The 13,328-nt window shown below is 40.1% G+C and carries 10 protein-coding genes; 4 read left to right on the top strand and 6 right to left on the bottom strand.

Annotated features, from left to right (window positions below; translation table 11 throughout):
- The first annotated feature begins 110 nt into the window (after positions 1–110).
- Positions 111–1,496, top strand: a complete 1,386-nt coding sequence (locus G585_RS0100540) for a D-alanyl-D-alanine carboxypeptidase family protein (protein WP_022772227.1) — start codon at positions 111–113, stop codon at positions 1,494–1,496.
- 53 nt (positions 1,497–1,549) lie between these two features.
- Here G585_RS0100540 and G585_RS0100535 read toward each other — a convergent pair whose 3' ends face one another.
- Positions 1,550–2,092: a glutathione peroxidase gene (locus G585_RS0100535; protein WP_022772226.1), complete on the bottom strand. Its 543-nt coding sequence runs from the start codon at positions 2,090–2,092 to the stop codon at positions 1,550–1,552.
- 157 nt (positions 2,093–2,249) lie between these two features.
- Between G585_RS0100535 and G585_RS0100530 the strand changes: the two genes are divergently transcribed.
- Together G585_RS0100530 and G585_RS0100525 are read left to right on the top strand one after the other, a co-directional pair.
- Positions 2,250–3,077, top strand: a complete 828-nt coding sequence (locus G585_RS0100530; protein ID WP_022772224.1) for an alpha/beta hydrolase — start codon at positions 2,250–2,252, stop codon at positions 3,075–3,077.
- A gap of 22 nt (positions 3,078–3,099) precedes the next feature.
- A complete protein-coding gene (locus tag G585_RS0100525) occupies positions 3,100–4,035 on the top strand; it encodes a 3'-5' exonuclease (protein WP_022772223.1) in 936 nt (311 codons plus the stop codon).
- Positions 4,036–4,091: 56 nt separating this feature from the next.
- Here the strand turns inward: G585_RS0100525 and G585_RS0100520 are convergent, their stop codons facing one another.
- The 3 genes from G585_RS0100520 to G585_RS0100510 all read right to left on the bottom strand — a co-directional run bounded on the left by G585_RS0100520 (position 4,092) and on the right by G585_RS0100510 (position 8,702).
- Positions 4,092–4,901, bottom strand: a complete 810-nt coding sequence (locus G585_RS0100520) for a YlmH/Sll1252 family protein (RefSeq protein WP_022772222.1) — start codon at positions 4,899–4,901, stop codon at positions 4,092–4,094.
- 15 nt (positions 4,902–4,916) lie between these two features.
- Positions 4,917–7,379 (bottom strand): clostripain-related cysteine peptidase, encoded by a 2,463-nt coding sequence (locus G585_RS0100515; protein WP_022772220.1) that lies wholly within the window; start codon positions 7,377–7,379, stop codon positions 4,917–4,919.
- A 195-nt stretch (positions 7,380–7,574) separates the two neighbouring features.
- Positions 7,575–8,702, bottom strand: coding sequence for an aldo/keto reductase (locus tag G585_RS0100510; RefSeq protein ID WP_022772219.1), 1,128 nt, complete (start codon positions 8,700–8,702; stop codon positions 7,575–7,577).
- A 213-nt stretch (positions 8,703–8,915) separates the two neighbouring features.
- Between G585_RS0100510 and G585_RS0100505 the strand changes: the two genes are divergently transcribed.
- A complete protein-coding gene (locus tag G585_RS0100505; RefSeq protein ID WP_022772218.1) occupies positions 8,916–9,785 on the top strand; it encodes a sensor domain-containing diguanylate cyclase in 870 nt (289 codons plus the stop codon).
- A 33-nt stretch (positions 9,786–9,818) separates the two neighbouring features.
- On the opposite strand, the gene G585_RS0100500 is transcribed toward G585_RS0100505, so the two are convergent.
- Together G585_RS0100500 and G585_RS0100495 are read right to left on the bottom strand one after the other, a co-directional pair.
- On the bottom strand, positions 9,819–11,468 hold the full coding sequence (locus G585_RS0100500) for an ATP-binding cassette domain-containing protein (protein WP_022772216.1): 1,650 nt from the start codon (positions 11,466–11,468) through the stop codon (positions 9,819–9,821).
- Positions 11,469–11,470: 2 nt separating this feature from the next.
- A complete protein-coding gene (locus tag G585_RS0100495; protein ID WP_022772215.1) occupies positions 11,471–13,297 on the bottom strand; it encodes an ABC transporter permease in 1,827 nt (608 codons plus the stop codon).
- Positions 13,298–13,328 lie beyond the last annotated feature (31 nt).

Raw genomic sequence — 13,328 nt, 5'->3', positions numbered from 1 at the left:
AGATTTTAATATTTCTTCAAATATTGTATTATTTACATACTATGGATAATTCATTTAATAGGAAAAGAAACAATTTCATATATAAGAGTTTTCTTTGCGCGATAGCTTTTTTGCTAACTGTTACATCTCTTTCTATAAGTGCTCACGCAGAAACAGTTGATTATGCCGCCCTTGCCCAGGAAAGAAAAGCACTTCCAATTCAGAGTAATGACATTGCAAACTGGCCTGAGGGGCCTGAAGTTTCTGCTGAGTCTGCAATTGTAATGGAAGCCGAGACAGGCACTATCCTCTACGCAAAAAATATTCACGAAGAGCTTTATCCTGCAAGTACTACCAAGATAATGACATGTCTTTTGGCTGCTGAAAATGCAAGTCTGAGCGATAATATTACCTTCTCAAACGATGCTGTTTTCAGCGTTCCAAACGACGGTTCAAGTATAGGAATGGATGTTGGTCAGTCCATCACTTTGGAGCAGGCGCTCTACGGAATAATGGTCGGTAGTGCCAATGAAGTTGCCAACGCCGTTGCAGAGCACGTAAGCGGCAGCATAGATGATTTTGTAAAACTCATGAATGATACGGCAAAGAGCCTTGGCTGCACCAACACTCATTTTGCCAACACTAACGGACTACAGGACGATAATCACTACACCAGCGTTTATGACCTTGCCCTTATCTCAAAAGAGTTCTTTAATAATGAACTTTTATGTAAAGTTGGAAATACGCCAAGATATCACTTCGAGCCTTCTGCTACTCAGCCCGATGACTTTTACCTGAATAACAAGCATAAACTTATTACAGGTGAGATAGCATACGATGGCATTGTGGGCGGTAAGACCGGATATACAGATCAGGCCCGTGAGACTCTTGTGACCTGCGCAGAAAAAAATGGAATGAAGCTCATTTGCGTTGTATTCATGGAGGAGTCCCCGACACAGTTTACAGATACGGTTACTCTTTTTGATTATGCATTTAATAACTTCCACCTGGTTAATGTTGCAGATGAAGAAACCCGCTATATGCCGGATGACTCGCTTTTCTTTGAATCAGATCACGATGTTTTCGGCAGATCAGGAACCATCCTAAAGCTTGATGACAGCAGCGTTATTGTGCTTCCCAAAACTTCTCAGATTACTGAAGCTGATTATGAAGTTACCTACGACTTAAGTGATGAGGAAAAAGATGCATATCCTACAGGAATTGCAAAGGTTAATTACACCTACCACGATGTAGATATTGGAAATGCCATTATCTGCTATTCCGAAAACGCTGCCGCAAAGAGCGATGAAACAAATACTCAAATGATAAAGCCTATCTATATAAATGTAAAAATACTCTTTATCATAGCTGCTGTATTCGTCCTGATCATGACTATAATAGGAACCTCTTCCTCGAAAACTGTTCGCAACCGCAAGGGAATCAGTAAGAGTGACAGGATCCGCTACAATAGAAGAAAACGAGAATTTAACAAAAGTAATAAAAAGATCAAATTTTAATTAATAAGAAAAGCTGTGAAGAATGATTGCATCCTTCACAGCTTTTTTATGTATTATATGAGCTTCTCTACACAAGCAGCAACATTTTCCATTTTCTCTGTAGGCTCAAAACGAGCAACAACATTTCCATCTCTATCAATTACAAACTTTGTGAAGTTCCACTTGATATCAGGATTATTCTTGTAATCCTTGTCGATCTTCTTAAGCATTACACTCATTGCAAGAGCTGAAGGGCTTTTTCCAAATCCTTCGAAACCTTTCTGCTCCTTGAGGAACTTATAAAGTGGAAGCTGGTTCTCACCATTGACATCTGACTTTGTCATCTGTGGGAACTTTGTGTTGTAATGAAGCTGGCAGAACTCATGAATCTCTTCATCTGTTCCTGGAGTCTGACCTGCAAACTGATTGCAAGGGATATCAAGAACTTCAAATCCCTGGTCATGGAACTTTTCATACATCTCTTCGATGTCCTTATAGTGAGGTGTGAAGCCGCATCCTGTAGCTGTGTTAACTACAAGTACTACCTTGCCCTTAAACTGATCAAGCTTAACTTCGTTGCCCTGGTTGTCTGTTACTGAATAATCGTAGAATCCCATGTTTATACCTCCAATTTTTCGGTTATATAAAATTTAATTGCGTTCATGTTTGATAAGATTATATTGTGCACAATCTAAAATGTCAATACCTATTGCAAATATTTTTTCTTCATTTTATAGTTTATAGGAAAGAGCTTAGTATTGGGGGTATTTTTAGATGATTTATAAAGAATTTAGAATTTCTGAAGAGGGTTCTTTGGATTATGCAAAACTCAATGTTTATATCCAGGAACCATCTGAGTCATTAAGCATTAGCAAAAGGCCACTTATCCTTTTATGTCCCGGTGGCGCTTATGCATATACATCAGACAGAGAGGCTGAACCACTTGCTTTTGCATTTATGGCAAAAGGCTTAAACGTAGCTATACTCAGGTATTCATGTGCACCTGCAGTCTATCCTACTTCTCTTTTAGAACTTGGAAGATCAATCCTCACAATCAGAGAAAATGCTAAAGAATGGGAAGTAGATGAGAATGCGATCATAATCGAAGGCTGTTCAGCCGGTGGACATCTTGCCGCAAGCTATGCTTGTATGTGGAAAAGAGATTTTGTTTCCAAGGCTCTTCTTGGTGATACTAAAGACTCTTCAAAAGAAAAGCTTCGTCCAAACGGACTTATGCTCTGCTATCCTGTAATTACTTCAGGCAAATTCGCTCACAGAGGTTCTATTGAGAATCTTCTTGGTGACCGATATGAATATATGAAGGAAGACATGTCACTTGAGAATCAGGTAAACAGTGATGTTCCAAAGACATTTATATGGCACACCTTCACTGATGGCAGCGTTCCTGTTGAAAACTCTCTTTTATTTGCTACTGCACTTAAAGAGCAGAATATCAACACTGAACTTCACATTTTCCCTGAAGGTGGACATGGACTCTCACTGGCAAATAAGCTCACTCTCAGCAATGGAGGCAATGAAGATGTTCCTTCAGCAGCCCCATGGATCGACCTTGCCACAACATGGCTTGACAGATTCTTTTGAAATAAACTGAAAGAGACTTTTTATGAGTAATTATATTGTTTTTGACCTTGAATGGAATCAAGGTGAAGCTCCGGCCGTCTCAAATGGTAAGACTTTAAATTTTGAGATTGTTGAGATCGGTGCCATAAAACTAAATGAAAAAAGACAGAAGATCGGTGAGTTTACACGACTTATAAAGCCTCAGGTTCACACTCAGATGCACAAGATAACGGGAAAGCTCATCCATCTTTCTATGGAAGATCTTGAAAATGGTGATCTTTTTCAGGATGCTGCGAGAGATTTCTTGGAATGGTGCGGTGAAGATCCTAAGTTCTGTAGCTGGGGGCCACTTGACCTTAGGGAGTTCCAGTGCAATCTGGATTTCTTTGGACTTCCTCTTCTCTCTGACAGACCGCTCGCATTTTATGATGTTCAAAAGCTTTATAGCCTGTCTTTTGACGATGGTAAATCTCGTGTTTCCCTTTCTACAGCAGCAGAGGAAAAAGGCATAAATCTGGATTATCCATTCCACAGGGCTTTGGCTGATGCGGCTTATACTGCGGAGATTTTCAAGCTTCTTAGTGAAAGGATCTTACAAAGAATTTCTTTTGACACGTACGTCACTCCAAAGACCAGGAAGCAGGAGATCAAAATTGTTTTTGACAACTATGAGAAGTTCATCTCCAGAGAGTTTGATACCAAGGAAGATATCCTTGAAAACATGGAGATCATGAGCACCAAGTGCTATATATGCCATAAAAATATCCGCAGAAAGATAAAGTGGTTCACACCAAACGGCAAACACTACTACGCTGTGGCAACCTGCGATAAACATGGCTATATGAAGGCTAAGGTGCGTATCAAAAAAGCTGAAAACGGGCGGCTCTTTGTTGTCAAAACCAGCAGATTCATTTCTCCGGATGAGCTCGAGGACATGAAAGCCAAACAGAAAAAGGCAAAAAAGAGACCAACACCATAATATAATAATTTAAAACAAAGGCTTTGAAAGTGATATCTCTTTCAAAGCCTTTTCTATCATATGAACTTATTTACTGAAATGAATAGTCTCCCTTTTCTTGTGGTGTTCTGCATCCCCAAATATATGAATTTGCCATGACCTCTGACAGAGACCCTTGAACCTTCTTTTAGGTCATATCCGCCGCTGTATGCGGTTCTGCCATCAATAAACACTGACTCACTTTCTATCAGCTTTTGGGCCTCTGACCTTGAAAGGTGATAAACAAAAGCCAGTATCGCATCAATTCTCTCTGATGCAACACTTCCTGTTACTTCCTCAAATTTTGGTCTTATAGTGCATTCATCCGATGTAACTATCTCACACTTTACAGATGTATGCTTTATCCTTATAAGCTCATTGCAGATCATCTGGGCGATATCCATAGTTGCAAATACGTATGCCACATCATCTCCGGTTAAGATATCGCCGAGCTGATCTCGTTCTATTCCAAGATTCATGAGTGACCCAAGATAATCTCTGTGGTTTAAGTCATCAGCAAACTTCTTATTTACCGGCTGTATCCTTACGCAGCTTAAGACAGATGATTCACCTTTTTCCATCATTAGAAATGTTTCTTCATCCATATAATCAGGCAAAAAACAGATCATTGCCCTCTCAGCTTCATCAAATCCGCCGTATATAACATACTTTGCACCACAATATTCATGGACATTGGACGATACGCCCTCAGCTGAGAGTATCTGATGAAACATGGCAATCTCAGAGACTGACAAAAAATCTGTGTGAGTGACGAAGTTGTTCATATATGCCCTTGTGGCAAGATCTCTTACACGCCCCGCAAGAAAATCTTTTGTTTTTTCTTCCATATTACTATCCGTTCTTTAGTACTTTATTGTTGGTGAATAGTAGGTCTGCCCGAAAATATCAGTGAAGCAGTATGTTTCAAGAACATCTCCTTCTCCAACAGGCAAGTTCATAATGACCATATCGGACATAGGTCCTTCCACAGTCATCTCTTCTCCAAGCAGATATGCACCGTTAAATGTCTTATCATATGAGTAAAAATCACAAACAAAGTCTATCTTATCACCTTCTACAAGTTCTGTGGCATTTTTAGCGATAGTTTCAGTTTCTCCGTTCTGATAATCGCTGCAGGCGCCTGCTACATAGCCATCTTCATTTTTTGAATCAAACACGATGATAAGATTTGTTCTCTCTCCATTAAGATAACATGGAACTCGTCCAGTGATGGCATAGTTATCCTCTGTTCCCTGAACATCAATAACATAATATGCCACAATCTGGTCATCGATAGAAAGCCATGTCTTATCTGACTGCGCAAGAAGGCATCCGTTGTCATCGATCTCTATAGCGTTGTCGCAGCCAAGCTCCACATATCCTTCTCCATCATCATAGAAAGTTTTATATGTAACATCTTTTACCTGTTGCCACTGATCTTTTGAAAGCTTGATCGCGTCTTCGCCAGTTGAAGCTTTGGTCCATACAAGCTTCGATGCATCAAACTGATTAGATGCGATGTAGTTCGCTGCCTGCTCAACATCAAGGCTCTTTCCAAGGAAAGATGTATTGCCGGAAGTAAGTCCATCTATGCTACTGAAATCACTTGATAAAAATGTTGTAAGAAGCTGCGTTATCATCTCAGCGGATGCACTTCCGCTTCCCTGAGTAGACAGTTCGCCAAAAAGTGACGGAACAGGACTTGATGTACCGCCGGATGCGACCTGACCTGCTACTTCCATGGATGCGAAGTTCTGAATACATTTTGCATAATCATCATCCATTCCTATCGCATCATAAGTGCTCACCATGGAATCGACTTTTGATGTTTTTTTATAAGGGAAGTAAATGGACAAGCCATAAGCATTTGTCATATTTGTGCTTGTTCTGTTGTATTTGATAGCACTCTTTAAAGTCTCCGCAAGTTCTTTAGACTCATCTGTTCCCATTCGGATTGCAAAGTCCACAAGGTCTATCTGATCTATCTTGGATGATGCTGCAAATTCTCTTGAACTGCTGCGGGCTGTGGAAACTTCTCTGTATTCATTGCCCTTTATCTTCTCTGTTGTATCTTTTGAAAAATCGGCAAGCTCTTTTGGCACTGTCTGTGAAAGCTCAGCAAGATCTATGATTGAAAGAGTCGTCTTCTGACCGGGACAGTTCTGAGCACAGGCATTTGTAAAATCATCGATTATGTTCTTTCCTATGCTAAGGGTGTCTATTGATGTGTTCTGTGACAGCTTCGTGAGCCAGTTTGTGTAATACCAGCCAATGCCAGGCTCGGTCTCTTCAGATGCAACGAGATAATCCGCATAGTTTGAGACCACAAGGGCATTTTCAACAGTCGCCATGAGGCATGTATCAAATCCCACGAAATCAAACGTAACTCCGCCATCTTTAAGGGCTGTATTTATCCCTGATAGAGACATGGAACCTGCAGAAGCAAACTTCTCATCATAGCCGTATCCACCTGTTGATCCGCCGCCATGATTCCAGAAAATAAGATCATATCTGTTTGCAGGGAAATTGCCGGCTGCCCACTTAATGAAGCTTGAAAGTGTCGACGGCTTTGTCATAGGAAGGTTTCCTATATTATCCTGCAAAAGAGACAGCTTCCCATTTTTTACCTGATAGATCTGATTGGTTGAACTTGAGATCACATTGTTCTGCCACTGCCTTGCTCCACCGGTATAGATGATGAGATTTATATTTTCTCCAAGGCTCGCTGCCATCATCTCCTGGATGTCTTTTGTCGCCATAGCGCTTCTGGATTCAAGATCCGCGCCACACATGTAAACCATGATAGTGATGACGTCTTCGCCATCTCCAAGGATTGTTGTGCGCTTAGGGCGTGCATTTTCAGCCACAGCTGTATTTAGTTTCCCTGTATTTGCGGGCTCGCTCCAGGCTGCTGAAGATGAGCTTCCACCTGAATATGCACTGTATCCTCCAAAGAGCTGGCTAAGGGTAGACAAAGCTGATCCTGTTGAACTTGTTGAGGATACGCCGCTTCCTGTCGTAGTCTGGCTTGATGTATTGCTAAACTCAGGCTGCACAGTTTCCTCAGTTGTATAGCTGTCTCCACCTCCAAGGAATGAAGTCAGCCCTCCGCCTCCTCCAAGCACAAGGATCAAAATGACAATTATCATAAACAGCGGGCTTCTGCCACCTGATCTCTGAGGCGTGCCAACTCCCGGAGTCTTATTTGAAGATGAGTATCCATCAGGATTTCCAACCGGTCCTGTTCCTAATGCTTCGCCTCTTCTATGAACGCCGGAACCGCCCGTTCCTACATTTTTCTTTCTTCCAATTGGTTTATCTGCCATATTTCCCTCCCAGATGTTACATACCATTTTCTTTTTCAATTAAGTATAGTATACACTTTTTCAATTATTTTTTTACAGAGTTTCCTTTTTAGTCGTTGACAGAAGCCAATCAGGAAATTTCAGATTAAAATATAAGCAAAAAGAACTCCTTGCCATACATTGGAAGGAGTTCTTTTTGCTTATAACTTATTTAGATTATTTTTCAAATTCTGATGCAACTTTTTTAAGAAGACTTCTGATCTCTAAATGCTGTGGACATACATTTTCGCAGCCACCACATTCTATACAATCGCTTGCCTTGCCTGCACCATCTGTTGTTAAAAGATCGTAGTACATTTTCTGGTTCCAGTCATTGAAGACATTTTTTGTATTAAGACATGCAAATAATTCAGGAATCTTAATGTTCATCGGACAATGATTTTCCTCTACGCAATAATGACATGCTGTACAAGGAATCATATCAAGTCCTTTGTAGATAGCTGTTACCTTGGCAACTGCTCCCATCTCTTCCTCTGAAAGAGGTTTGAAATCCTTCATGAAAGATACGTTGTCTTTCATCTGCGCCATATCGCTCATACCTGAAAGTACAACACGGATTCCCTCCTGGCTTGCAGCAAATCTGATAGCATAGCTTGCATTTGAAAGCTTGGATGGCATTTCATCAAAAACTTTCTGTGCCTCTTCCGGAAGCTTTATAAGGCTTCCGCCCTTTACAGGCTCCATAACAATACCAGGTTTGCCGTGCTTTCTGCACACTTCAAGGCACTTACGGCTCTGAACAGAAGCATCATCATAATCTACATAGTTCAACTGAATCTGAACGATCTCAACGTCAGGATATGTAGTAAGTATTTTATCAAGAACCTCTGGCTTATCATGGAATGAAAGACCTACATGCTTGATCTTTCCTTCTTTTTTAAGATCAAATGCTGTCTCATAAGCTCTGCATTTTTTGAAGTGCTCAAAATTCGTAGCATTCTGAGCATGCATAAGGTAGAAGTCAAAATACTCAACGCCACATGCATCAAGCTGACTCTGGAAAAATGGTCTTATATCTTCTTCCTTATGGAAATAGGGTTCTGTGAGTTTATCTGTTAAAAGATATTTCTCTCTCGGATATCTGCTGGTAAGAGCCTCCTTTATTGCCAGCTCTGACTTTCCATCAATATACCCGTGTGCTGTATCAAAATAGTTGAATCCATTATCGATAAAATAATCGGTCATTTCTTTGAACTGCTCAATATCAACTTCTGAACCGTTCATAGGAAGTCTCATGCATCCAAAGCCGAAAAATGTCTTTATCTGTGGAAAAGAATTGTCCATCGCTTGCCCTCCGAACATTATAAAAAAATATGAAATTATTAGCCTACCCTATTAAATTTTATCATAGACAAATATTCAATTAGTATCCTTTTTTGTCATATTAAAGAGATTATTTATTAAGATGTAATAATCTCTTTATAATTGCACTCCTTTACCATGCTAAAATTAATCTGAACTATTGTAGGTAATTCTCCAGATAAAAATAAGAAGACTATGGAACATATTAGTGAATCTGATTTACTAAATAACTTGATGACTCTGATTCCTGCCGGTATTTTCTGGAAGGACACAGACAGACGATTTCTTGGCGCCAACCAGATGTTTTTGGATTATTATAATCTAAAATCAGTCGATGAAATAATCGGTAAAACTGATGAAGACATGGGTTGGCATATTGATCCTGTGCCATTTAGAAATGTTGAGCTCAGGGTTATAGGTAACGGAGAATCTGTACTTAACGTCCCCGGACAATGCATAGTTCAGGGAAGAGTTCGCAATATAAAAGCTTCCAAGTGCCCTCTTTTTTCTGACGGAAAGATTGTAGGACTTATTGGTTATTTTTTGGATGTTACCGATGCTGTTCAGGAACAGACAAGGCTCTCTGCTCTTTCGCAGACAGATGAGCTCACAGGTGTTTTGAACCGCAGAGCTTACACCGAAATAGTGCTCCAGTATGAAGAGCAGTACAAACAAAATCATACTGATTTTGTTTTGTACATGATAGATCTGGATGATTTTAAAGCTGTAAATGATAACTATGGGCATGAATATGGCAATCTTGTTTTGCAGTCGATCTGTAAAAGCCTTACCGTTGCTGCATCTGATAACTGTGTGCTATTTAGATACGGGGGCGATGAATTTGTTGTACTTCATCAACTTCAGTCAGAAGATGAGATAGAATTACTTCAAAAGCGCTTCATCAGAGCCATTGATGGCCCTAGAAATCTGGATGGCGCCAAATTTTCAGTAAAGGCTTCCGTTGGACATGCACTTTACTCCGAAACCACCTCTCTTCTATCTCTTATAGAACTTGCAGACAAAAGAATGTACGAAATGAAAAAACAACATAAAGCATCAAGATAAGACCTCCCGCGCCTTGCGAGAGGTCTTTTGATATTACATTATTTCTAGTGTTCCTGCTGTGATGAGTTTTCCTGACTTTCTGTCGAATAAAAGAATGTCTTTTCCCTTGATATCAATATTTGCATCCTGTCCGATAAGATAAATTGAGTTACCGAAGATAACGCTAGTCAGAAGGAATTCTCCTACTCTGAGCTTTAAGGTAGATTCCATACCTGTAGGCATCGCACCATATATCTTGGTATTTATCTTTCCGCTTGGCTCGATATCAATTGCTTCCGGTCTGATTCCAAGAACAAAATCTTCATCAGTGATAACAGGTTCGTCCATGATACTCTCGTCCTGCTCTTCCACCTTTTGAACATGATACTTGAAAACTTCATCCTTGTTGCTCTTTTCAACAGCGCCTTTCTTCATAAGTCTCTGGCGCTCAAACTCCTGCTTATCAGCATCTTCTTTATCCCTTGCTGCTCTCCAGTCAGATAAGAGAATCTTTTCATTTGGAACAAATTTTGCCTTGTGCTCTCCTAAAATATCAAGAACAACACTGCCATCCTCCTGCTGCTTTCCTTTTCCATCTACAAAGTTCATTGAAGGATTTCCAACAAAATCTGCTACAAAGAGATTTGCAGGTCTGTTATAAACATCGAGAGGTGCTGCATACTGCTGTAGGACACCGTTACTTACAAGGCATATTCTTGTTGCAAGGGTCATAGCTTCCATCTGGTCATGAGTAACATATACAAATGTGCTACCCGTTTCCACATGAAGTCTTTGCAGCTCATATCTCATCTCCAGGCGGAGCTTTGCATCAAGGTTTGACAGAGGCTCATCCATGAAAAGAACCTGTGGCTCCGGAGCCAGAGTCCTCGCTATTGCAACTCTCTGCTGCTGTCCACCGGAAAGCTCTGCCGGATATCTGTCCATGAACATTCCGATCTTAACTATTCTTGAGCAGGCTCTTACTCTCGAATCTATTTCTTCTTTTGTAAGCTTTCTATTTTCAATGACTACATTTCCATCTTTTGTAACCTGGAACTTTTCGTTGAGCTCTTTACCTTCACCTTTTAGCTTCTCTTTTATCTCAGTAAGTTTTGCCTCATACTCAGTTGCCTTGGCTTTAGCCTGTGTATCCGGGTCATTGGACTGATGGATTCCAAGTGCAAACAGCTCTTTTGCCGTATAGATCGAAAGGCTGTAATTATCAATAAGCTTTACATATGCCTTGTTTTCATCAAGCTTGCCATTTTTATCACGGCACTCTTCTACAATTTCTTTTATCTTTGTCCCGTTCTGAAGAGCTCTTATGATGTCTCCGGCTCTTTTTGCCTCAACATCTAATACCGGCATTTCTTCGTGAATATTCTTAAGGCCAAAAGAGATATTTTCATAAACTGTCATGTTAGGCCATAACGCATAGTTCTGAAAAAGAAATCCTACTCGTCTCTTGTTGGCTGGCACATTGATCCCTGCATTTGAATCAAATACAACTTTATCACCGATTGTGATCCTGCCTTCAGTAGGTGTCTCAAGTCCTGCGATCATTCGAAGGATTGTTGTCTTTCCACATCCTGAAGGTCCTAAGAGTGTGATAAAAGAATTATTGGGAATATTGAAGCTTACGTTATCAACGCCAAAGAATTTACCCCAACGCTTTGTTATGTTTTCTAAAACTATTTCTGGCATGATCACTTTCCTCCTATGCCGCTGTCAAGGCTGGCGCCTGTGAGCTTGTTTACTAATGTATTAAATACAAGAATTGTAACGATAAGTATCAGGTTTATTGCGCTTGAGAATGCATAAAGTCCCATCTCATCAAAATAATCAAGTGTTGTTGAAAGGATGAATCCCTGTGTACAAAGAAGAAGGAACAAGGACAATTCACGAAGGCATGTCATAAACGGAAGAAGATATCCGCTGATAATTGATGACTTCTGAATTGGAATGATGATCCTTGTCATTCTCTTTATCCATGGTGTGTTCATGATAATTGCCGCCTCTTCCAGCTCGTTGCTTATCTGAAGCATGGAATTAAGGGAGCTTCTTGAAGCAAATGGTATGTATTTTACTACACCTGCAATTATCAGGAGTGTATATGTGTTAAACAGATTTATGTGCTCGTTGGAAAACAGGATAAAGAATGCTGCTCCAACTGCGATTGAAGGCATAAGATATGGGAGGAATGCTACATTGTTCACGTAGTTTGCCCACTTATTTCTTCTCTTTTTAGCAACGGCATAACCGATAAGAGTTCCGATGGTTCCTGCAATAAGTGCGCATACAACTGCCAGGAACAGTGTTCCAAAGAACGCATGCCATATGGTCTTGTTGTAGAGGATTCCGGACTGTCCATACATGCCGTTTTCTGTAATGTTTTCGTTAGTTACCCACCACTTTGTTGTGAGGTGTGCCAGGTTTCCTGTGTACAGGAAGCTGTAATCTCCTGGGTTTGGAAGGAATGTTTCCAGGGCAAAAAGAACTATTGGCCATATGCTCGTAAAGAATGTGATTATTATAAAGATTATTCCTACAAGATATTTTCCAATCTTTCCAATTGTTAGCTTGGTGAGCTGTCCTGATTTACCCGTAACTGTTGTGTAATTTTTCCTGCTCTTTAAACTCATCTGGTTTAGGCCTAAAATGAGCACTCCAAATACCATCATGATGATTGCAAGGATACTGGCTTCACCAGTGTATTTGCTGTTCATTGATATGTACTTGGTAGAAAGTGTTGTAAGGCTCAGGTAATGAGGTACCGGGTAGCTTCCCATTGCGCTTCCAAATACTAAAAGTATCGTTGAAAGAATAGCTGGTTTGATCATTGGAAGTGTTACCTTGAACATGATCTTCCACTTGGGAGTATCAAGAATTGTTGCTGCTTCTTCCAGATTGGCATCCATATTCTTAAATATTCCGCCTATAAGAATATAGGCAAAGGGTGCGTAGTGAAGGCCAAGAACTACTGCACTTGGAAATACACCCTGGCACCACCAGTGAGGAAAATAAATCTGGAATATTGCTGCAAGAAGACCATCTGATGTTCCGGTAACTCTATTTGAATAAAACATATGCTGCCACACAACAGCCAAAGTCCACTGCGGCATGATGTATGGAAAAATAAAGATTGAACTTAAATACTTTTTAAATTTCATATCTGTTCTGGTTACCAAAAACGCGAAGAGTCCACCGAACAGTATTGATATGAAACATGTAAGTACAGATAAGATGATTGTATTTAATAATGGTTTCCAGAGATTTGTTACAGCAAGTCTGCTGGTAAAAAGATCTATATAGTTTACTACTGTATATCCCGTTGTTCTGCCGGTAAGATGCTGATCTATTGTACCGGGATGAATAGCAAAAGTGTCTTTTACTATTGCAACGATTGGTGCGACAGTACTAAAGGTAAGAACAATCCCAAACAGCAAAAGTATTATGTTCTGAGGTTGGGAAAACCATGTCTTTACTTTATTTTTAAAAATCGCACTTTTGTCTGGTTTTGCGATTGCCTCCATTTTTGCATTCCTTTCTAAATCATCCAATATA

Origin of the sequence: Butyrivibrio sp. AE2015 (assembly GCF_000420825.1) — a bacterium.
In the GTDB taxonomy this organism is placed as follows: Bacteria; Bacillota; Clostridia; order Lachnospirales; family Lachnospiraceae; genus Butyrivibrio.
The sequence above is the reverse complement of the archived record's forward strand: the minus strand, read 5'-3'. Positions and strand labels throughout refer to the sequence as shown.